The organism is Thermohalobaculum sp. (assembly GCF_058622915.1).
In genome coordinates this window covers 1-20,260 of record NZ_JBZSYN010000013.1, presented here as the reverse complement: position 1 = coordinate 20,260, position 20,260 = coordinate 1, and the positions used below count along the sequence as shown (strand labels likewise).

The following is a 20,260-nucleotide window of genomic DNA, read 5'->3' as shown; positions in this document are numbered from 1 at the left end:
TCAGGCGCGAGCAGACCATCGACGACGCCGGCGACGCCCTGATCGAGATGATCCGCCGCACCGCAAACGGCCGCGCTACCGCCGCCGAGACGCTCGGCCACCGCGAGTTCACCCTGACCAAGCTCTACAGGTCCGCGTGAGCGGCACATGACCGAGGTCGTCATCACCGAGTTCATGGACCCGGACGGCGTGGCGCGGCTGAGCCGGCACTTCCAGGTGCATTACGACCCCACGCTGGTGGACACGCCCGACGCGCTGGCCGGGCTCCTGGTCGACGCCCGCGCGCTGGTCGTGCGCAACCGCACGCGGGTGACCGGGGAGCTCTTGGACATGGGCTCGAACCTCGTCTGCGTCGGGCGGCTGGGCGTGGGGCTGGACAACATCGACCTCGGCGCCTGCGAGGCGCGTGGCCTGCCGGTCTATCCCGCCACCGGCGCGAACGTGGTCTCGGTGGCGGAATACGCCGTGACCATGGCCATGGTGCTGTTGCGCGAGGGGGCCTATGGCGCCGGCGCGGCGGTGATGGCCGGCGAGTGGCCGCGCGAGCGGCTGGTCGGGCGCGAGGCACTGGGCAAGGTGCTGGGGCTGGTCGGCTTCGGGGCCATCGGGCAGGCGACCGCGCATCGTGCGGCGGCGCTGGGCCTGCGCGTGATCGCGCACGACCCGCACATCCCGGCGAGCGACCCCGCCTGGGCCCTGGCCGAGCGGCGCGAGCTGGCGGAGCTTCTGCGCGAGGCCGATGCAGTCAGCCTGCACGTGCCGCTGACGCCTGCGACCCGCCACCTAATCGGGCCGGAGCGGATCGCCGCGATGAAGCCCGGCGCCGTGCTGATCAACACCGCGCGCGGCGGCGTGGTTGACGAGGCGGCGCTGGTCGAGGCGCTGCGCGCGGGGCACCTCGCCGGCGCGGCGCTCGACGTGTTCGAGACCGAGCCGCTGACGGCGGCCGCCGCAGCAAAGTTCGACGGGCTCGCCAACGTGATCCTGACCCCGCACATCGCCGGCATCACACGCGAGTGCAACGCCCGCATCGGCGAGATCGTCGCCGACAAGGTGATCGCCCATCTGGAGAGCGCAGCATGACGGTCCGGCTCCCTGTCGAGGCAATCCGCGAGCTGGTGGTGCGCACGCTCATGCGCTGCAACACCTCCGCCGGGAACGCGGCGCACGTGGCCGATGCGCTGGTCGGCGCCGAGCTGGTCGGGCAGGCCGGGCACGGGCTGAGGCGCGTGCCGAGCTATGCCGGGCAGGCGGCCTCGGGCAAGGTCAACGGGCATGCAACGCCCGGGGCCGAGCAGGCGCGCCCAGGGCTCCTGGCCGTCGATGCGGCGCAGGGCTTCGCCTACCCGGCCATCGCGTTGGCCATGGAGGCGTTGCCGGCGATGGCCCGGGCGCAGGGAATCGCGGCGGCGGGCATCCGCCGCTCGCACCATGCGGGAGTCACCGGGCTGTTCGTCGAGGAGCTGGCGCGGCAAGGTCTGGTGGCGCTGATGCTGGTGAACACGCCGGCAGCCATTGCGCCCTGGGGCGGCCGGCGCGGGCTGTTCGGCACCAACCCGATCGCCTTCGCAGCCCCGGTGCCGGGCGCCGAGCCGATCGTCATCGACCTTTCTGTCAGCCGCGTGGCACGCGGCAAGATCATGGCCGCAGCCCAGAAGGGCGAGGCGATCCCCGAGGGCTGGGCCCTGGACGCCAAGGGCCGCCCGACCACCGACCCCAAGGCCGCGCTCGGCGGCACCATGATGCCGATGGCCGACGCCAAGGGCGCGGCGCTGGCGCTGATGGTCGAGGTGCTGGCCGCCGGCATCACCGGCGCCAGCTACGGATGGGAGGCGTCCTCGTTCTTCGAGGCCGAGGGGCCCGCCCCGGGAACCGGGCAGTTCCTCATGGCGCTGGACGCGGAGGCCCTGCACGACGGCGCGCTCGAGCGCATGGCCGCGCTCGCCGCGGCGATCGAGGGCGAGGTCGACGCACGGCTGCCCGGGCGGCGGCGCCAGGAAGCGAGGGCGCGGCTGCGGGCCGAGGGAATCGCGCTCGACCCGGCGCTCGCGGCCGAGATCGACACGCTCGGGCGCTGAGGCGCTAGCACGGCGCGGCGGGCCGAACGCGCGGCCGACCACGCGCAGGCGCGGCGCATCTTGTTCCTTGCTGCTCGCATCCCCACGTGCCAGGCAGCCGCATCAGGCACCCGGTGGCGGCGGGCACCTGGCCGGGTGCCTCGCGCAGAGGACAGGAGATGCCGCTCGGCTTCCCGCTTTTCCGACCTGTGACGGGGCTCGCCCGGGCCGCGGCCGTGCTGCTGGTGCTGGCCGCACCGGGGTCTGCGCACGCCGGCGAGGCTGGCCCGATGAGCCCGGTCCCGCAGCCCGACCCGCTCGCCAGCGCGCGCACGGCGCAGCGCCAGGATGAGGCGGCGCGGCAGGCGCACCAGCAGGCGCTGCGCCAGGCCTGGCTCGAATGGCAGCTGAAGCGCGGTGGAAGCTGGCGCGACTGGCTGCGCACGCGAAGCGAGGCGGAGCGCCGGCTGCTGCTGCAGCGCGGCGCCGACTGGCTCGCGCGGCAGCAGCCTGCGCCGCGTCCGCAGACCGGGACGACCCTCGGCGAACGGCTCAACCGGCAGTGGCGGCAACAGCGCGACGCCTGGGAAGACGAAAAGCCGGGCCTGCGGCCGCATGCGATACGCAACCCGTTGCCCGATGGGCTCTACGAGCCATCGCCGTTTTCGCCCCGGTGAGCCGGCGCCCCTTGGGCCGGGCTCAGGCGACCTCGGCGCGGTTGCGCAGCAGCACCGCGTCGACCGTGGCGACAACGTCGTCGATTGTCGGGTGATCGAGGCCGAGCTGGCGGCCGACCAGCTGCATCAGCCGGTCGACCCGCTCGATCAGCGTCGCCCCGGCCGCCACGGCGCGGGCCGCAGAGGACGGCTTTAGCAGGGAGTCGGCGGCGCGGGCATACTTGTCGAAGGGCACCTGCGCCTCGGCCTCGGCGCCGAGCGCGCGGGCGATGGCATCGACATGTTCGTAGATCGCGCGCGCGTAGGCCAGGTCGTCGTGCACCGCGTCGCGGATCGAGCGGGCGCCACCGGCCAGGATGCAGCGGTAATTGCCGGTGAGCAGCATGCTCCACTTGGCCAGCGGCACGAAGAGCGAGTCGGAGACGCGCAGCTTCACGGGCACCTCCCGGCCGTCGAGCCTGACCGCCTCGATACCTGCCTCGAGCACGTGCAGCATGGCGGTGTGCGCCGGATCGGCGAAGCCGGCGGCCTTGAAGTTGGTGGGCAGGCCGACCTCGAGCACGTTGGCCGCCCCGGCGTCCGGCCGGAAGGCCTGCGGGTCGGGCGAGCACAGCGAGACGAGACCGGGCTCGAAGCGGTCCCAGACGCGGGCATCGGTGTAGGCGGCCTCGAGCGGGCCGGTGTCGAGGCGAAGCCGCTTGAGATAAGGCAGCGGCGGCATGTTCATGATCGACAGGCACGGCAGGCGGGCCTCGGCGATGCGGGCCAGAAGCGTGCGGATCGCGTGCGCGCAGTATTGCGGCTCCTGCATCGCCAGGGCGACGAGGTCGTAGGCGGCCGGGTCGACCGCCTCGGGCGGCAGGGCGTCGATGCAGCCGGGCAGGTCGGCCGAGCGGACTACGCGGTGCGCCTGCTCGCCCTTGAGCCGGATGCGCAGCTCGGTGCCCTCGGCATTGATCAGACGGGCTGTGGCGGGCCGGCAGACCAGCGTCACGTCATGCCCGGCCATCGCCAGCTTGGTTGCGAGCAGCGAGCCGTAGGACGCGCCGAGCATCAGGATCCTGTAGGGCATGTCTGGCCTCCGGCTTTCGAGGGTCGCGGGCCTTGTCGATTGCCGGCACCGCTCCCACCCTGCTAGCACCCCGCGCCGGGCTGTGCATTTCAAACCGGGTTTCTGTGTTGAATGTAAGATTAACACTGCGTTGATATTGTAATGTTGTAATGACCGGCGCGCGTCATGTTTCGCGACGCGGCTGCGGTCGCCGGGACGCCCTCGCCGCCCCGGCAACCGCCCAAATCTCCGCGCGGCGAGATATCGTGATCGACATCCAACGCCCGATGCATGTAGGGTATTCCAAGCTGCTGCAAGGATTCATGTAGATGCGGACTGAAGATCGGCCTGGATCAAGAAATCTCGGCATTTTGAGGATTGACCGCGAGTGGCGGATTTGACGGTGACCTGCCCGGCCTGTGGGACGGATAACCCACAGCGGGCGAAGTTTTGTCAGGAATGCGGGGCCTCCCTCGCCAGCCGATGCGCGGCTTGCGGCGAGGAGGTCATCGCTGGCGCTAAGTTCTGCGTGAACTGCGGCGCCCCGGTCGGCACCGACCCGGCCGGATCCGAGGCTCTGGCGCGGCCGGCCGAGCGCGAGCGCCACCCCAGAGAGATCGCCGAGCGGCGGCAGCTTACGGTGCTCTTTTGCGACCTGGCCAGATCCACCGCCATTTCCGAGCAGCTCGATCCCGAGGATTATCGCGAGCTGATCGCACGCTATCGCAGCACGGTCTCTGCCGTCGTCACCAAGTATGGCGGCCACGTGGCCAACTACGCGGGCGACGGCATCGTGGCCCTGTTCGGCTACCGCGTGGTGCAGGAGGGCAGCGCCTTCGCCGCCGCGCTGGCGGCGCTGGAAATTGCCGACGCTGCCCCGGAGATCGCTGCCGAGGCGTCCAAGCAGGGCGTCCGCACCGCCGTGCGCGTCGGCCTGCACACCGGCCCCGTGGTGGTCGGCGAGACCGGCTCGGGCGAGCACAACGAGCGCACGCCGCTGTTCGGCGACACGCCCAACATCGCGGCGCGGATCCAGAACCACGCGGAGACGGGCCATGTGGTCGCCTCGGCGATCACCAGGCGGCTGATCGGACCGCAGCTCGACTTCGAGTCGCTGGGCCGGCCCATGCTGGCAGGGGTGCGCGAGCCCATGGAGCTGTTCCTCGTGCGCCGGCCCAAGGCCGCCTTCGAGGCGCCGCGGCACGGCCTGGACAGACCCGCGACACCGATGGTCGGGCGCAAGGCCGAGATCGCGCTGGTCGAGACGCGCTGGGAAGCGGCCGGCGAGGGCGACGGGCAGGTGCTCGTCATCACCGGCGAGGGCGGCATCGGCAAGTCGCGCATCGTCTTTTCGCTGAGCCCGGAGATGACCGGCGGGGCGGCGAGCCAGCTCACGCTGTTCGGCTCGCCGCTGCACAAGAACAGCGCCTTCTACGCCATGAAGTCCGCGCTGGCCTCGCTCCTGCAACTCAGCGAGACGGAGAACGCCGCGGCGCACCGGCACAAGCTCGACGCCTTTCTCGCCGGTCTCGGGCTCGACCAGGCCAATGCCGGAGGGCCGCTGGCGCGCCTGCTCGGGTTGGACGACGGGTTCGAGGAGATGGCCGCCGCACCGGAGCGCGAGAAGGCCGAGATCATCGGTGCGCTGCTCAAGCTGACGGCGGCCATGGCCGAGCAGCGGCCGCTGCTCATGGTGCTCGACGACGTGCACTGGATCGACCCGTCGACGCTGGAGTTCGTCTCGCGCTGGGTCGAGCTGTTGCCGGGGCGGCGCTGCCTGCTGCTGATCACGGCGCGCCCCGAATTCCTCTCGCCGTGGAAGAACCTGGCGCATGTCACCGCGCTCGAGCTCAATCGGCTGGGCCGGCGCGACACGGTGGCGATGATCGAGAACATCGCCGGACGGCGCCCGCCCAAAGCGCTGCTGGACCAGATCGTGGCGCGCACCGACGGCGTGCCGCTGTTCATCGAGGAGCTGACCAAGATGATCGTGGAGGCCGGCATCCTGGCGCAGGACGAGGCCTTCCAGGGTGACCTGTCGCTGGCAATCCCCGAGTCGCTGCAGGACTCGCTGATGGCACGGCTCGACCGGCTCGCGGCGGTCAAGGAGGTCGCGCAGGTCGCGGCCGCGATCGGCCGCACCTTCACGCGCGAGGTGCTGAGCCGCGTGCAGAATCGGCCCGAGGCGGAGGTCTCCGAGGCCCTGGTCAAGCTGGCCGACGCCGACCTGATCGTGCCCGTGGGCGGCATCGGCGAAGCTCAATCCTACCGCTTCCGCCACGCCCTCGTGCAGGACGCCGCCTACCAGTCGATGCTGCGCTCGGCGCGGAGCCGCTGGCACGGGCGCATTGCCCGGGTGCTGGAGCAGGATTTCCCGGACACGGCCGCCCGCGAGCCCGAGTTGCTGGGGCATCATTACCTGCTGGCCGGCGACCACGCGGCGGCCGAGGGGCACTGGCTGTCGGCTGCCCGCATGGCGATGGCGCGCTCGGCCAATGTCGAGGCGATCGAGCACCTCGAGCAGGCGCTCGACTGCCTGCGCCAGGCGCCGGCCTCGGAAGCGCGCGACCGGCGCGAGATGGACCTGCAGATTCTGATCGCGGTGCCGCTTGCCTTCGTCAACGGCTATGCCCACCAGAGCGTGCGCGCGGCCTATGGCCGGGCGCGCGAGCTGTGCCGCCGCTATGGCGAGATCGAGCGGCTGTTCAAGGTGGTCTACGGCCAGTTCCGCTCGGCGCTACTGGGCGGCGAATACGCCATCGCGCAGGACCACTGCGAGCTTCTGGAATCGCTTTCGGAGGAGCTCGCCGACCCGCTGATGGCGGCCGCGACCGGCCGCTCGCACGGTTCCGTGCTGACGTATCTCGGCCGCCCCGACGAGGCCATCGCCTTTCTGGAGAAGGGCCTCGCCGCCGAGATCATCCTCGAGGACCGTGTGCGCGGGCTGGATTTCGACGTGGTCGACCTCACCGTCGCGCTAAACGGGTATCTGGCGCTGTGCGAATGGCTACGCGGGCGCACCGCCGAGGCGCGGACCGCGGCGACGCGGGCCCTCGAGGCCTCGCGCGAGACCGACCATCCGTTCAGCGTCTCCTTCGCGCTGGCCTTCGCCGGCTGGGTCTACCAATTCTCGGGCGACGAGGAAGGCGTACGGGCCAGCTCGTCGCGGATGATCGCGCTGTCGGAGCAGAACACGTTCCAGTTCTGGCTCGGCTGGGGCCGGGTGATGAACGGCTGGGCCCGCCGCGCCGAGCTTGGCGAGAAGGCGCTCGAGACGATCGCCAGGGGGCTCGAAGAGTGGCGCGATACCGGCTCGCGACTGGGGCTGAGCTATTTCCTCTATCTCCATGCCGACACCGCGCTGGCGCTCGGGCGCGAGGACGAGGCCGAGGCCATCCTGGCCGAGGCCTCCGCCTTCGCCGACCGCAGCGGCGAGGGGTTCTGGAGGCCCGAGATCATCCGGCTCGGCGCCGAGATTGCGCTGGCGCGCGGCGACCATGCGGGCTGCATCGCCCGGCTGCGCGAGGCGGTGGACCTGGCGCGGGCCATGGGCCTGCACGGCTCGGGACTCAGGGCGGCAACGGCGCTGGCGCGGCGCGCGCCGGAAGGACCGGAACAACTGTCCGCGGCCGAGGCGCTGGCCACCGCGCTGAAGGCGGTGGCGGCCGACGACCCGGCGGCGGTCGAGGGCCGCGAAGTATTGCACGCGATGCCGGTGCGCCGGCTCGGATGAGCGTCCCGGACGGACCGGGGCAGCGCCAGAAGGGGGGAACGAGCATGAACGACAACAAGACCCGGCAGGCGCCCGCCTGCCGGCAGACGCCGGCGACCGGCGTTATGCCAAAGCTGCCCGACGAGTTCGACGCCTTCCCCTTCTACTATGCCTCGCTGCAGTGCCAATGGGTCTACTGGTATATCGCGCCCGAGATAGCCGAAGCCTTCGTGAAGGGCACCGGCCTGTGCGTCGCGCGCTTCCCCCATGCCGACGGGCGCGAGCGGGCGGTGATCCTGCTCAACTTCCAGCGCTACACGGCGCATTACGACAATGCTTTGGGCACGGTGAATGAGGTCGTGTTCAACCTGCTCGCCTACCCGGCCAACCGGGTGCCCGGTGTGCCGCAGATGAGCCTGGTAGAATACCTGCACGGGCACGACCAGACCAAGACCATCGGCCATCTGCGCTTGCACGTGGCCGCCGACAACAAGGTGGCCGTGAAGGCCGGGCGCGAAGTGTTCGGGGAACCGAAGTTCTTCGCCAGCTTCAACTACAAGGTGCCGGCGCTGAACGCCAAGCCCGAGGGCGACCCGCCGGTGCAGTCGCAGACCTGGCGGATCGAGCTGGTCGACCCCAAGAACCCGGAAGACTTCGTCTACCGGTTGTCGACCGACTTCACGGGCTATCGCTGGACGCCCACCAACTGTACGCCGATCCCTGAGTTCGCCACCGGCCTCGGCCGCACGGTCTGGACCCGCTGGACCATCGTCGGGCTGTTTCAGACGGCGATGCTGACGCCCGCGCAGGCGAAGGCAGTGCGGCTGGAGATCGGCGGCAACGAGTTCGCCATGACGCGCGACATGCGGACGCTGTTCGGCGGGGCAGAGCCGGCGGCGGCGCAGGTCTTCGACAGTCCCCCCGCCTGCATCGAGCCGCGCGGCTTCTATGTCGACGCCATCGACGGGGACCGCCATGGCTGAGGCACAGGATCCCGCCTTCGACGCCTTCCTCGCCATCAGCGCCGTGCTCACCGGCTATTCGCGTGCCGAGCTGCACGCCACCGGCTGCGCCGCCGACTACTGGGAGCAGTTCCGCCAGGTCGCCCCGGCCGCGCTGCTCGATGAGTTCCTCGCTCACGGCCCCGGGCTCGAGGCCGGGCTCGCCGGCGACGCGGCGGGCAGCGAGCGCCGGGTGCGCGACACCTACCTCGCCAGCGAGAGCCTCGGGCCGCTGGCGCGGGCGCTGATCCAGCTTTGGTATCTCGGCCAGTGGGTGCCGCTGCCGCAGGAGTGGCGCCGCGCCTGGGGCGCCTCGCGCTTCGACGTCGCGCGCATCATCTCGACCCGCGCCTACAAGGAGGGGCTGGTCTGGAGCGCCATCGGCGCGCACCCGATGGGCGCCAAGCAGCAGGGCTTCGGCGCCTGGGCGCTGGAGCCGCCCAAGTCCCCGACGCCGGAGGGCTGAGCCATGGCGACACCGCAGGACGACGAGCGCAGCTACGACGTGGTCATCGTCGGCGCCGGGATCGCCGGGGCGATCCTGGCCAAGAAGCTGGTGGAAGCGGGACGGACCGTCCTGATCCTGGAAGCCGGGGCCGACCGGGGCGAGACCTGGGACACCTACCGTGCCTATCTGGACCAGTACTACCTGGCGCTGGCCAAGACGCCGAACGCGCCCTACCCGAACCTGCCGACGCTGCCCTCGCCCTCGGTGCTCGACATCGCGCCGGTGCACGGCACGGTGCCGGACACCCAGGGCTACTTCGTGCAGCGGGGGCCGATGCCTTTCGGCAGCAACTATCTGCGCGCCTATGGCGGCACGACGCTGCACTGGCTGGGCACCAGCCTGCGCATGCTGCCGGCCGACTTCGAGATGCAGTCCCGCTTCGGGCTCGGCATCGACTGGCCATTCGGCTATGCCGAGCTGCGCCCCTTCTACGAGGCCGCCGAGTGGGAGATCGGGGTCTCGGCCGAGGCGAAGGAGCAGACCCCCGAGGCGCTGGGCATCCATACCTCGCGCGAGGGCGATGGCAAGGACTTTTTCGCCAAGGGTTATGACTACCCGATGCACCGCATTCCCAGCTCTTATCTCGACGGCTATATCGCGCGGGGCGCGGACGGCACGCCGGTGATGACGGGGCTGCGCCCAAGCCGCAACGGCACGCCCGTGCCCGGCCGCGACGTAGTCGACATCAAGGTGTGCAACACGCCGCAGGGCCGCAACTCGACCCCGCGCAAGCCCGGCAGGGGTCGCGAGGCTTTCGAGCCGCGCGGCACCACCGGCCCCTTTGCCTTCATGGGCCAGCGCTGCGAGGGCAATTCGAGCTGCATCCCGATCTGCCCGATCCAGGCCAAATACACCGCCACCAAGACGCTGGCAGACGCCAAGGCGAACCAAACGGGACGGCTGACGGTGCAGACCCAGTCGATCGCCTCGGAGGTCGAGACCGACGAGACGGGGCGCGTCAGCGGCATCGTCTACAAGCGCTATCCGTTCCCGGGCGTGCCGCAATACGCGATGCGTCGGGTGCGCGCCCGGCGCGACAACGGCGATCCGGGCATCTACGTGCTGGCTGGCGGCGCGATCGAGAACGCCACGCTGGCGCTGGCCTCGGGGCTGTGCCGCTCGAGCCCTGACCTCGGGCGGAACCTGATGGACCACCCCTACATGATGACCTGGGGGCTGGCGCGCGATGCGATCGGCCCGTTCCGGGGGCCGGGCTCGACATCGGGCATCGGCTCGTTCCGCGACGGCCTCTTCCGCGACGAGAAGGCGGCCTTTCGTCTCGAGATCGGCAACTGGGGCTGGAACTTCGCCGCCGGGGCGCCGGCCTCGGACCTGGCGCGCATGGTGGGCGAGGAGAACCTGTTCGGCCGCGAGCTGCGCGGGAAACTGTTTCACCACGTGCAGCGCCAGATGCGCATCGGCATCCTGGTCGAGCAGCTCCCCGAGCCCTCGAACCGCGTCACCATCGACCCCGCCTATCGCGATGCCATGGGCCAGTATCGCCCGGTCATCAGCTACGACGTGGACGACTACTCGCGCTCGGGCCTGGCGCTGGCGCATGAGGCCTGCATGCAGGTCTATCGCCGCCTCGGCGTGCGCAACCACACGGTCTACGACCCCGCGGCCGCCGGTTACTTCACGCATGAGGGCAAGGGATACACGGTGTTCGGCTCGGGCCACCTGGTCGGCACCCACCGCATCGGCAGCCACCCGAGAAACTCGGTCACCGGGCCCGAGATGAAGTGCTGGGAGCACGAGAACCTGTGGATGGTCGGGGCCGGCTCGATGCCGACGATCGCCACCTCGAACCCGACCCTCACCCTCGCGGCGCTGACCTTCAAGGCGGCCGAGGCGATCAACGGGGCGCTGAAATGACCGACAACAAGGCACTCGAGGACGCCCGCGCCGAGTTGCAGGGCCTGCTCCAGACGGCGCTGATGCTCGAGCTGGCGACCATCCCGGCCTATGCCACCGCGTGCTACTCGATCAAGGAGCAGGGCCAGTACGACCGCAGCGAGCCGGAGATCGTCAACGCCGAGCCGATCGAGGTCATCCGGCAGGTGATGGTCGAGGAGATGCTGCACATGGTGCTGGTCGCCAACGTGCTGAACGCCATCGGCTGCACCCCGTTCCTGAACGACCCGGATCTTCTGCCGTCCTACCCGCACGATCTGCTGGACGGCAAGGGACCGACGATCCGCCTGCGGCGCTTCTCGCCCGAGCAGGTCAAGGGCTTCCGCGAGGTCGAGAAGGCGCCGCCCGACTGGCACAATGCCGAGAAGGGCAAATACCGCACCATCGGCGGGTTCTACTACTGGATCCGGCTTCAGCTGGAGAAGGCCAGCAAGGAGCACGGCGCGGCGAACCTGTTCATCGGCGACGGCGATCTGCAGATCGGCCCGGAAGATTACTACGGCGCCGGCGGCGAGGTGATCGCGGTCCGCGGCAATCCATCGGAGTGCCTGAAGCACGCGCTCCACGCCATCACGGAGGTCATGGACGAGGGCGAGGGCGCCGCCCTGGGCGGCCGCGCCTGCGACGGCGATCGCATCCCCGCGCCCAAGGGCGAGGAATGCTGGGACGTCGCGCATTTCTACAAGTTCAACGAGATTCTGCACAGCCGCTACTACAAGGCCACTGACCACCTGCATGAGCCGCCGAGCGGGGGCGACCTTGCCGTGGACTGGAGCGCGGTCTGGCCGATGCGCGACGATCCCAAGCCCGGCGCCTACCGCGACTGCCCCGAGATCGCGGAGCTCTCGCGCCAGTTCAACCTGATCTGGACGGACCTGCTGGACGGGCTGCACGCGGCCTTCAACGGCGACAAGGAGCGGCTGCTGGCGCTCGTGCCCCTCATGTACCGACTGAAGGACGCGGCGCAGCGCCTGATACGCGTGCCGCTGCCGGACACACCCGGCACAACCGCCGGCCCAACCTGGGAATACCTGGGAGCGGAATCCGAATAACCGCCCTGCCGGCCGCGGCCCGGGAGCCGCGCTGTCAGGGCGCGCCGGTCCCCTCCTCCTGCCGGCGGATCCAGCGCGCGATTCCGGGCCACACATTCTCGAGCGTGCGCGAGCCCATGAAAAGGCCGATATGCCCGCCGGGCGCCAGCTTCTTCTCGAGGCGACCGCGCGGCGTGCCGACGAGATCCTCGGCGGCGAACACCTGCTCCTTGGTGGTGATGTCGTCGCCGTCGCCGGCCAACAGGTAGAGCGGCGCCTCGATCGCCCCAAGGTCAATGCGGCGGCCGAGCGCGACGAAGCGGCCCTTGGCCAGCCGGTTCTCCTTGAACAGCTCCTTGATCGCCTGGAGATAGTAGCGCCCGGGCAGGTCGATCGGGTTCTCGTACCAGCGCTCGAAATGCTCGGTCCGCTGGACCCAGCACTTGTCCTCGATGTGCTCGTAGAGGTCGATGTATTTCTCCAGATACTGCTCGTCCGGGTGCATGTTCTTCCAGCCCGCCAGCATGTAGCGACCGAGCATCCGCCCGCGCCCGGCCGCAACCATCTCCTCGTAGAAGCTCAAGGGAAGCTCGTGCGCGATCTTCTTGATCGGACCGTCGCCGGCATCGGTGTCGATCGGCGCACCGGCCAGCACCAGCGAGCGCACCTTGGCGGGGAAGCGCGCGGCGTACATGGCGCTCATCCAGCCGCCCTGGCACAGGCCCACGAGATGCGCCGCGCCGCCGAGCTCGTCGACCGCGACGTTGATCTCGGCCAGGTACTTGTCGATGTCGAAGTCCTTCATGGCATCGGTGGCGCCCTTCCAGTCGGTGGCAAGCACCCGCTCGAGACCCGAGCCCAGAAGGGTCTCCACCAGGCTCTGGCCCCGGGCGTAGTCGGCGATGGTGGAGTCGTGCCCGGCAAAGGGCGTGTCGACCAGCACCGGCGCCGCGGCCGACGCCTTGCCCCGCGTGAAGTCCCTCAGCCGCATGGTGTCGAGGTCGAGAAGGACCCGGTTGGGCGAGGCCCACTCGGCGGGCGGTGGCGCGGTTATTTCTTCCGCCTCGGCGACGAAGCGCAGGTTGTCACGGAACATCTCGAGGCCTTTCTCCTCGAGCTCGATCGTCGCGGCCATCGGCCAGAACCATGGCACCGAGTGCTCGCGGGAGGGCCGTGCGGCCGGCTTGTGCTTGGTCGTCATCACGTTGCCTCATGTGAAGATGGCTGCCCCCCTGCCAGGGCGAGGCGGCAGGTGTGGCGTGCGATCATCAGCTCCTCGTCGGTGGGAATGGCCCAGACCGTGACGCCGCTGTCGGGCGCGCTCAGCCGCGGCCCGCCGCGCTCGTTCACCGCCTCGTCGAGCGCGATGCCGAGCCAGGCCGACTGGCGGCAGACCGCGGCGCGGACAGGTGCCGCGTGCTCGCCGATGCCGCCGGTGAAGACCAGCGCGTCGAGGCCGCCCAGCGCCGCGGCGAGCGAGCCGAGCTCGCGGCAGACCCGGTAGACGAACAGCTCCACCGCCTCGCGGGCCTGCGGGGCATCGCTCGCCAAGAGCGCGCGCATGTCGGCGTCGAGCCCGGAGACGCCGAGAAGGCCGCTTTTGCGGTAGAGCAGGTCCTCGATCTCGGCGGCAGAGAGGCCGCGCTCGCGCATCAGCCACAGCAGGACGCCGGGGTCGAGCTCGCCGGGGCGGGTGCCCATGACCAGCCCGCTGAGCGGACTGAAGCCCATGGTCGTCGCCTCGCTACGGCCCGAGTGCAAGGCGCACATGCTGGCGCCGCTGCCCAGATGCGCGACCACCGTGCGCCCTTGCGCCGCGCGGCGGTCGATTCGGGGCAGTTCCCCGGCGATGTATTCGTAGGACAGGCCATGGAAGCCGTAGCGCCGCGCCCCGGCCTCGGTGAGCGCGCGGGGCAGGCCGTAGAGCTCGGCCACGCGCGGCATGGTGCGGTGGAACGCGGTGTCGAAGCAGGCGACCTGCGGCAGGCTGGGACGGCGCTTCCACAGGGCCTCGACCGGTTCGAGATTGAGCGGCTGGTGCAGGGGCGCCATTGGCGCGAGGGCGCGCAGGCGCGTGAGGATGTCGGGGCGGATCAGCGTCGGGCTGCTGTTCGCCAGCCCGCCCAGCGCGACCCGGTGCCCCGCGGCCGCGACCTGGTCCGCGCCGAACCGCTGGTCGATCCATCCTAGCAGCGCGTCGAGGAGCCCGTGCACACTGGTCGCCTCTCTCTGGGACCAGCGTCGCTCGTCCAGCACTTCGCCCGCCGCGTCGTAAGCGGTGAATTGCGGCGCGCCGCCGACCGTCTGGATCTCGCCGCGGGCGGCCAGCGCGGGCTCGCCGTCGGGGCCTGTTCGGTAGATGCCGAACTTGAGGCTGGAGGATCCCGCATTGAGGACCAGGATCGCGCGCTCGGCCGCCGCCCCGTGCCGATCCGTCATGCCGGCACCGCCCTGTGCGGCATGCGGCGCCGCGCGTGCGCGAGCAGCACCGCCACGGCGCAGGAGGCAAGCCGGGTCTTGGCGCTGTCCGAGCGGCTGGTCAGGATGAGCGGGACGCGAGCGCCGACGACGATGCCCGCGGCCTCGGCATCGGCGAGATATTCGAGCTGCTTGGCCAGCATGTTGCCCGACTCGAGATCGGGGACCACGAGGATGTCGGCGGCGCCCGCGACCGGCGAGCGGATCTGCTTGATCCTGGCCGCCTCGCGGTCGATGGCATTGTCGAAGGCCAGCGGGCCGTCCACCACGCCGCCGGTGATCTGGCCCCTATCGGCCATCTTGCACAGCGCCGCGGCGTCGATTGTCGAACGGATCCGCGGCGTGACGGTCTCGACCGCCGAGAGGATCGCGACCTTCGGCTTGGAGATGTCGAGCGCGTGCGCCAGCTCGATGGCGTTCTGCACGATGTCGACCTTGTCCTCGAGGTCGGGATAGATGTTCACGGCGGCATCGGTGATCATCAGCGTGCGCGGATAGGTCGGCACGTCGAGCACGAAGACGTGGCTGATTCGCCGCTTGCTGCGCAGCCCGGTCTGCTCGGCCATGACCGCGTGCATGAAATGGTCGGTGTGCAGGCTGCCCTTCATCAGCGCCTCGCAGCGCCCGGAGCGGCAAAGCGCGACGCCCTGATCGGCGGCGTCGAGATCGTCGGCCGCATCGGCCGTCTCGCAGGCAGAAAGATCGAGGCCGATCTTGCGGGCGAGAGCGGCGATTTCGCCCTTCGGTCCGACCAGGATCGGCCGGATTAACCTCTCCCGGGCAGCCTCAACGGCACCGGTGAGGGCAACGTCGCTGAGCGGGAACACCACGGCCGTCGGAATCGGCTCGAGGTCGCGGCACTTGGCGATCAGGTGCTCGAATACGTGGTGGCTTTGTCGCATCGCGGATCCCGGCCAATCTGATTCGCACCGCACGGCGGGTGGCGGCGCCCCAACGGACTCTAGCAGCCAAACGCCGCGCGTCTCCCCTCTGCAATGCCGCAGCCGGCCGCGGCACTGCCGTCGTTTCGGTGGCAGGCAAAAAGGATCCCACAGCCTGTTGCAACCGGTCCCGCATTCCAGGGATCGAGCGCTGCGGACCCGGATATACCAGGACCTGCGGACCGGGTAATGTGGCGCTCCCGAGGGCTCGCAGCGGGCCGGGCAGCCCGGCCCAGAGAACGTCAAGGCATCGTCATGCTGACGATTGCGCAACGGCCCGCGATTGGCGGAAAGGCCCGATGAGAGGGAGCGCATGCGCATCGCCAGGATCGAGAGCTTCTGCAACGAATGGATCGGATTCGTCCGGGTAACCGCCGAGGACGGCACGCAAGGCTGGGGACAGGTCTCCACCTACAATGCCGACATCACCCAGGCCGTGTTGCACCGCCAGGTGGCGCCACACGTCCTGGCCCAGGAGACGGGTGATCTCGACGAGCTGACCGACCGCGTGCTGGAGCGCGAGCACAAGTTCCCGGGCTCCTACCTCAAGCGTGCGCTGGCCGGGATCGACACCGCCGTGTGGGACGCGCGCGGCAAGGCTGCCGGCAAGCCGGTGGTGGCGCTTCTGGGTGGCACGCCGGGCCGGCTCAGGGCCTACGCTTCGTCGATGAAGCGCGACATCACGCCCGAAGCCGAGGCGGAGCGGATGCTGCGGTTGCGCGACCGCTTCGGCTTCGACGCCTTCAAGTTCCGCATCGGCGCGGAGTGCGGGCGCGACCGCGACGAATGGCCGGGCCGGACCGAGGCCATCGTGCCGAAGATGCGCCGGGCGCTGGGCCCCGAGGCCGCACTCCTGGTCGATGCCAACAGCGGTTTCTCGCCGGCGCGCGCCATCGAGGTCGGCCGGATGCTCGAAGCCGAGGGGGTCTGCCACTACGAGGAGCCCTGCCCCTACTGGGAACTGGAGCAGACGCGGGAGGTGGCGCAGGCGCTGGAGATCGACGTCACCGGGGGCGAGCAGGATTGCGAGCTCGGGGTGTGGCGGCAGATCATCGGGATGCGCGCGGTCGACATCGCACAGCCCGACGTGCTCTATCTGGGCGGCATCGCGCGCACCCTGCGCGTGGCGCGGATGGCCGAGGCCGCCGGCATGAAGGTGACCCCGCACGCAGCAAATCTCGGCCTGGTGACGCTGTTCACCATGCACCTGCTGCGCGCGATCCCGAATGCAGGGGACTACCTCGAGTTCTCGATCGAGGGACCGGACTACTACCCCTGGCAGGAAGGGCTGTTCGTGCCCTCGCCATATGCCGTCGAGGATGGGCGGGTGACGGTGACGGAGGCGCCGGGCTGGGGGGTCGAGATCAGCCCCGAATGGCTGGCGCGCTCGAGCTACCGCGCGAGCGAGCGCCCGGACTGAGCGACTTGCGGGCTGCGGCGAGCGGCACAGCAGCGAGGCGAGCAACGCTGCCGAGACCACGGGGGACCGCAGGCACGTTGTGCCCACAGGACAAAACGCCTTCACCAACTTGCAAACATCGGCATGCATGTCTTGTCACAGCGCCGATAGATGCAACACCTTGAGCCCACCTGGTCGAAGCGGGGGCTGACGCGAGATGCAGCTGTTTTCGAGAACACGCTGGCGACGGGCGACCCTGCCCGCGGGGCCGGAGCGATGACGCGGTCGGGTTCGAAAAGCGGGTTCGGCGCCAGGAGCGCGGCTCCCTTGCGATCTTCTCAGGCGCGGCAGATGAACGCGGCGAGCGCGGCGACGCGGCAGGGCCCGCACGGCCGGGCGCGCGCGCTGCTGGGCGTCCGCGGCGCGATAGCCGTCCTATGGCTGGCGGGGGCCATCGTCTATGCGCGGGCGATGCCAAACAACGACGTCCTGTGGATTCTGACGGGTACGTCGAAATGGCTCGACGGAGCCCGGCTGTACAGGGATGTCGTCGAGGTCAATCCGCCGCTGATCTTCTATCTCAACGTGCCGCCGGTCATCTTCTCCAAGCTCGCCGGAATTCCGGCGTACACGGCGTTCGTCGGCTATGTGTTCCTGCTTGTCGGCATGTCCGTGGCCATGACAGCGGGGCTGGCCCGGCGGCTGGAACCAGAAGGCGCGCGCCGGTGGGCTCTGACGCTGGCCGTGCTCCTGGCGCTGGTGGCGTTTCCGTCGACCGACTTCGGCCAGCGCGAGCACCTCATGCTGGTGTTCTGCCTGCCCTACCTACTGCTCGCGGCGCTCCGCGCCAAAGGGGCGGAGATCGATGCCACGCTCGCCGGTCTTTGCGGCCTGTTTGCCGGTCTCGGCTTCTGCCTCAAGCCCTTCTTCCTTCTGGTGCCGCTCTCGCTCGAGCTCTACCTGGCGGCGCAACTGCGGGCGCGCTGGAGCCTGCGACGCCCGGAGATGGCCGGGCTCGCGTTTGTCGGGCTTGCCTATGCTGCCTCCATACCGTTGCTGGCGCCCGATTACCTCGGCGAAGTGGTGCCGCGCGCTCTGCTCGTCTATCAGCGGGGTTATTCCAACCCGCCCGCCTTCGTGCTCGTCACCTGGCAGACGTTTGCGCTGCCGCTGGCCCTGTTCGGCCTGGCCGTGATCCGCCAAGAGCGCCGGCACCGGCAGCTCACGCAGGTCCTCGTGCTTTGCGCGACGGCCTTCTACGTCATCTATCTTCTGCAGATGAAGGGATGGACCTACCAAGTTCTGCCGGTGACGGCCCTTCTCTTCCTGCTAGCCGCGACCGGCACCATCTGGGGACGGCACAGACTGTTGGGCGCCACCCTCGCGGCGGCAATCCTGGCGGTGCCTCTGACACGGGGGACATATCGCAACGAGGTGGCGCAGGCCCTGGCACCCGTGGTCAACAGGCTGGCCGGGAGCAGCCACGGTGCGCTCTACGTCCTCACCTCGTACAACTGGGTGGGCTTTCCGCTCGTCGAGTTGACGAACCTGCACTGGTCGTCCCGGTTTCCAGCCTTGTGGCTCCTGCCCGGGGCCGTGCGGGGGTTGCACGCCGCGCGGGGGAGCTCGGATCCCAAACTTGCCGCGGCCTATGCGGGGATCAAGCGCTACGTGGTCAAGTCGGTCGTGCAGGACCTGGCGCGGGATCCTCCGACGGTGGTCGTCGTCGACGAGCGCCCCGATCCGAGATTCGGCGGCCTCGGGTTTCGCTACCTTCCGTTTTTCTGTCGCGATCCGCGATTCGCGCAGATCTGGGCCCGGTACGAGAAGGCGGCCCGGGTCGAGCGCAACGGGATCGGGCCCTACGATATCTACCTGCGCAGGAAAAGCGGGACGTCGGCCGCGACGAATGATCCAGGGTCATGCGCCGGCGCGCCGCCTCGGGTCCCCCGATCAGGCACGCGAGGGGCCGAGCAGACGGCTCGCTAAAGTCACCCGACCTCAAGCACCGCGTTCGTAGCTGCCGGGATCGGCTCTGGCTTGCCGGGCAGCCGCCTTGCAAAACTCGAAGGGCCAAAGAGCCGCGGATGTCGGACCGGCCTGCGGGCTCTCATCGAGCCCCGTCTCCGGCCATTCGTCCGGTGCCGGCTTCCATGCGGTCCCGAAGAGCACGTCGAAGAATGGAAATGTCTGCGCGAAATTCTTGTTCCAGTGCCGCTTGTCGAGCGAGTGATGGATGCGGTGGAACTGCGGGCCCATGACGACCAGCGTGAGCCTTCCCAGATCGAGGCGCACGTTCATGTGGCTGATAGCGCGGAAGACCACCTGCACGACCAGGAAGATCAGCAGCACATTGGGCGTGGCGACGAACAAGAAGCCGAGGAACGGTGTAATGATGCACGCCTGCACGACCTCGGACAACCAGTAGACCCGGTCGATTGTGAACGTGTTCATTTCGGTCGCGCTGTGATGGAAGGAGTGCATCGCCCACAGCGCCGGCACGGCGTGTTCGAGCCGGTGCACCCAGTACCGGATCAGATCGTAGGTCAGAAGATAGAGTAGCGCCGAGAGACCGAGTGCCAAACCGGAGTTCACCAAGGGGATCAGGCCAACGCCGAGCCGGCTCAGGAGCAGGCTGCTGCCAGCGATCACCACGGGGCTCGCCGCAAAGGCGACGACTTTGCCGAAGACCGCGAACCACAGGTCGAGCAGGCGCGGCCTGGACGACATAGGGCTCGCGGGCCAGAGGGCTTCCAGCGTCAACCCGATCAGTCCGGAGAGCACGGTGATGACCAGCCCCGACTCGATCAGGAGCGCGACAAAGCTGTCAGCAAAATGCATTCGCGGGCCCCCGCTCAAAGCATCGCGTTTTCGATCGATCTAGTTTCCGACCTAGCCTTGAGGGGCTGCGACAGCAATCGGACTCGGCCTGGAAGCACTTGCCTCGCGAATCTTCTGTGCCTCGGGCGCATCAGCCATTAATCGGGTCTTTACCAAGCTCGCAGGTCGTGCAATCCGGCCAGCGACATGGAGACGAGCGGGGCGCGGCGCGTGGCCGAGCCTCAGTCCTGGCCGGCTTCCCTCAGCGCCGCGCGCGGGCCGCTTGGCGGCCGGACCGGGCATGGCGCCAGATCAGCACGGTCGTCAGGTATACGGCGGAGACGCACAGAGAGACGGTCGTGCCGGCATAGACGCCCCAGGCGGGAAAGGCGAACCTGACGCTCAGGATGTAGAGGATGATCGAGCCCATACCGACCGGAAAGCTGCGGATGAGCGCATGCGTGCTCGCCCGTCCGTAGGTCAGGTGGATGATCAGCAGAGTGGGCAAGAGCGTCGCCGGGAAGCCCGCCAGCACGCCGGTCCAGCGCGGCCCAAGCAGCTCGGCAAGCGTGATGACGCCGACGATCAGGCATGCCGCAAATCCGGCGCGCAGCAGGAGAAGACGGGCGGTGTAGCGGACCGGCCTGGCCACGTTGGCGAACTCGATCCTG

General features: G+C 69.6%; 17 protein-coding genes and 1 pseudogene. 12 read left to right on the top strand and 6 right to left on the bottom strand.

Annotated features, from left to right (window positions below; all coding sequences use genetic code 11):
- The first annotated feature begins 17 nt into the window (after positions 1 to 17).
- From AC32QD_RS01045 to AC32QD_RS01030, 4 genes are all read left to right on the top strand, one after another.
- A complete protein-coding gene (locus AC32QD_RS01045) occupies positions 18 to 140 on the top strand; it encodes a hypothetical protein (protein WP_492008622.1) in 123 nt (40 codons plus the stop codon).
- Between the two features lie 7 nt (positions 141 to 147).
- Complete coding sequence (locus AC32QD_RS01040) at positions 148 to 1,083, top strand: hydroxyacid dehydrogenase (protein ID WP_492008619.1); 936 nt, start codon at positions 148 to 150, stop codon at positions 1,081 to 1,083.
- Complete coding sequence (locus tag AC32QD_RS01035) at positions 1,080 to 2,078, top strand: Ldh family oxidoreductase (protein WP_492008618.1); 999 nt, start codon at positions 1,080 to 1,082, stop codon at positions 2,076 to 2,078. The genes AC32QD_RS01040 and AC32QD_RS01035 overlap by 4 nt, the downstream gene beginning before the upstream one ends.
- 158 nt (positions 2,079 to 2,236) lie before the next feature.
- Positions 2,237 to 2,734, top strand: a complete 498-nt coding sequence (locus AC32QD_RS01030; protein ID WP_492008617.1) for a hypothetical protein — start codon at positions 2,237 to 2,239, stop codon at positions 2,732 to 2,734.
- A gap of 22 nt (positions 2,735 to 2,756) precedes the next feature.
- Here the strand turns inward: AC32QD_RS01030 and AC32QD_RS01025 are convergent, their stop codons facing one another.
- Positions 2,757 to 3,806, bottom strand: coding sequence for a ketopantoate reductase family protein (locus tag AC32QD_RS01025; protein WP_492008616.1), 1,050 nt, complete (start codon positions 3,804 to 3,806; stop codon positions 2,757 to 2,759).
- A 367-nt stretch (positions 3,807 to 4,173) separates the two neighbouring features.
- On the opposite strand from AC32QD_RS01025, the pseudogene AC32QD_RS01020 reads away from it, so the two are divergent.
- The 6 genes and pseudogenes from AC32QD_RS01020 to AC32QD_RS00995 all read left to right on the top strand — a co-directional run.
- Positions 4,174 to 4,314 (top strand): annotated as a pseudogene (locus tag AC32QD_RS01020) (double zinc ribbon domain-containing protein); the annotation flags it as partial.
- Positions 4,315 to 7,518, top strand: coding sequence for an AAA family ATPase (locus AC32QD_RS01015; RefSeq protein ID WP_492008621.1), 3,204 nt, complete (start codon positions 4,315 to 4,317; stop codon positions 7,516 to 7,518).
- Positions 7,519 to 7,562: 44 nt separating this feature from the next.
- Positions 7,563 to 8,480, top strand: a complete 918-nt coding sequence (locus AC32QD_RS01010; protein ID WP_492008615.1) for a hypothetical protein — start codon at positions 7,563 to 7,565, stop codon at positions 8,478 to 8,480.
- Positions 8,473 to 8,964, top strand: coding sequence for a hypothetical protein (locus AC32QD_RS01005; RefSeq protein ID WP_492008614.1), 492 nt, complete (start codon positions 8,473 to 8,475; stop codon positions 8,962 to 8,964). Before AC32QD_RS01010 ends, AC32QD_RS01005 begins: the two co-directional genes overlap by 8 nt.
- 3 nt (positions 8,965 to 8,967) lie before the next feature.
- Positions 8,968 to 10,881, top strand: a complete 1,914-nt coding sequence (locus AC32QD_RS01000; RefSeq protein WP_492008613.1) for a GMC family oxidoreductase — start codon at positions 8,968 to 8,970, stop codon at positions 10,879 to 10,881.
- The gene (locus tag AC32QD_RS00995) at positions 10,878 to 11,972 is read left to right on the top strand and encodes a ferritin-like domain-containing protein (RefSeq protein WP_492008612.1); all 1,095 of its coding nucleotides are present in this window, start codon (positions 10,878 to 10,880) and stop codon (positions 11,970 to 11,972) included. Before AC32QD_RS01000 ends, AC32QD_RS00995 begins: the two co-directional genes overlap by 4 nt.
- Before the next feature lie 34 nt (positions 11,973 to 12,006).
- On the opposite strand, the gene AC32QD_RS00990 is transcribed toward AC32QD_RS00995, so the two are convergent.
- The 3 genes from AC32QD_RS00990 to AC32QD_RS00980 are packed head-to-tail and all read right to left on the bottom strand — an operon-like array spanning position 12,007 to position 15,685.
- Positions 12,007 to 13,152 (bottom strand): alpha/beta fold hydrolase, encoded by a 1,146-nt coding sequence (locus AC32QD_RS00990; RefSeq protein WP_492008611.1) that lies wholly within the window; start codon positions 13,150 to 13,152, stop codon positions 12,007 to 12,009.
- Positions 13,152 to 14,390, bottom strand: coding sequence for an acetate/propionate family kinase (locus AC32QD_RS00985; protein ID WP_492008610.1), 1,239 nt, complete (start codon positions 14,388 to 14,390; stop codon positions 13,152 to 13,154). The genes AC32QD_RS00990 and AC32QD_RS00985 overlap by 1 nt, the downstream gene beginning before the upstream one ends.
- A complete protein-coding gene (locus AC32QD_RS00980) occupies positions 14,387 to 15,685 on the bottom strand; it encodes a bifunctional enoyl-CoA hydratase/phosphate acetyltransferase (protein ID WP_492008620.1) in 1,299 nt (432 codons plus the stop codon). The genes AC32QD_RS00985 and AC32QD_RS00980 overlap by 4 nt, the downstream gene beginning before the upstream one ends.
- Here AC32QD_RS00980 and AC32QD_RS00975 point away from each other — a divergent pair.
- Positions 15,684 to 16,790 carry a mandelate racemase/muconate lactonizing enzyme family protein gene (locus AC32QD_RS00975; protein WP_492008609.1) on the top strand — a complete coding sequence of 369 codons (1,107 nt, stop codon included), beginning with the start codon at positions 15,684 to 15,686 and terminating at the stop codon, positions 16,788 to 16,790. The genes AC32QD_RS00980 and AC32QD_RS00975 overlap by 2 nt on opposite strands.
- 330 nt (positions 16,791 to 17,120) lie before the next feature.
- Positions 17,121 to 18,758, top strand: coding sequence for a hypothetical protein (locus AC32QD_RS00970; protein WP_492008608.1), 1,638 nt, complete (start codon positions 17,121 to 17,123; stop codon positions 18,756 to 18,758).
- A gap of 12 nt (positions 18,759 to 18,770) precedes the next feature.
- Here the strand turns inward: AC32QD_RS00970 and AC32QD_RS00965 are convergent, their stop codons facing one another.
- On the bottom strand, positions 18,771 to 19,610 hold the full coding sequence (locus AC32QD_RS00965; RefSeq protein WP_492008607.1) for a sterol desaturase family protein: 840 nt from the start codon (positions 19,608 to 19,610) through the stop codon (positions 18,771 to 18,773).
- A gap of 241 nt (positions 19,611 to 19,851) precedes the next feature.
- The coding region (locus AC32QD_RS00960) for a hypothetical protein (RefSeq protein WP_492008606.1) at positions 19,852 to 20,260 on the bottom strand (409 nt) is incomplete at its 5' end.

Bases quoted from the DNA above. Each gene is read 5' to 3' on its own strand.
- AC32QD_RS01040 (WP_492008619.1), top strand. From the start codon at position 148: ATGACCGAGGTCGTCATCACCGAGTTCATGGACCCGGACGGCGTGGCG.
- AC32QD_RS01035 (WP_492008618.1), top strand. From the start codon at position 1,080: ATGACGGTCCGGCTCCCTGTCGAGGCAATCCGCGAGCTGGTGGTGCGC.
- AC32QD_RS01030 (WP_492008617.1), top strand. From the start codon at position 2,237: ATGCCGCTCGGCTTCCCGCTTTTCCGACCTGTGACGGGGCTCGCCCGG.
- AC32QD_RS01025 (WP_492008616.1), bottom strand. From the start codon at position 3,806: ATGCCCTACAGGATCCTGATGCTCGGCGCGTCCTACGGCTCGCTGCTC.
- AC32QD_RS01010 (WP_492008615.1), top strand. From the start codon at position 7,563: ATGAACGACAACAAGACCCGGCAGGCGCCCGCCTGCCGGCAGACGCCG.
- AC32QD_RS01005 (WP_492008614.1), top strand. From the start codon at position 8,473: ATGGCTGAGGCACAGGATCCCGCCTTCGACGCCTTCCTCGCCATCAGC.
- AC32QD_RS01000 (WP_492008613.1), top strand. From the start codon at position 8,968: ATGGCGACACCGCAGGACGACGAGCGCAGCTACGACGTGGTCATCGTC.
- AC32QD_RS00995 (WP_492008612.1), top strand. From the start codon at position 10,878: ATGACCGACAACAAGGCACTCGAGGACGCCCGCGCCGAGTTGCAGGGC.
- AC32QD_RS00990 (WP_492008611.1), bottom strand. From the start codon at position 13,152: ATGACGACCAAGCACAAGCCGGCCGCACGGCCCTCCCGCGAGCACTCG.
- AC32QD_RS00985 (WP_492008610.1), bottom strand. From the start codon at position 14,390: ATGACGGATCGGCACGGGGCGGCGGCCGAGCGCGCGATCCTGGTCCTC.
- AC32QD_RS00975 (WP_492008609.1), top strand. From the start codon at position 15,684: ATGCGCATCGCCAGGATCGAGAGCTTCTGCAACGAATGGATCGGATTC.
- AC32QD_RS00980 (WP_492008620.1), bottom strand. From the start codon at position 15,685: ATGCGCTCCCTCTCATCGGGCCTTTCCGCCAATCGCGGGCCGTTGCGC.
- AC32QD_RS00970 (WP_492008608.1), top strand. From the start codon at position 17,121: ATGAACGCGGCGAGCGCGGCGACGCGGCAGGGCCCGCACGGCCGGGCG.
- AC32QD_RS00965 (WP_492008607.1), bottom strand. From the start codon at position 19,610: ATGCATTTTGCTGACAGCTTTGTCGCGCTCCTGATCGAGTCGGGGCTG.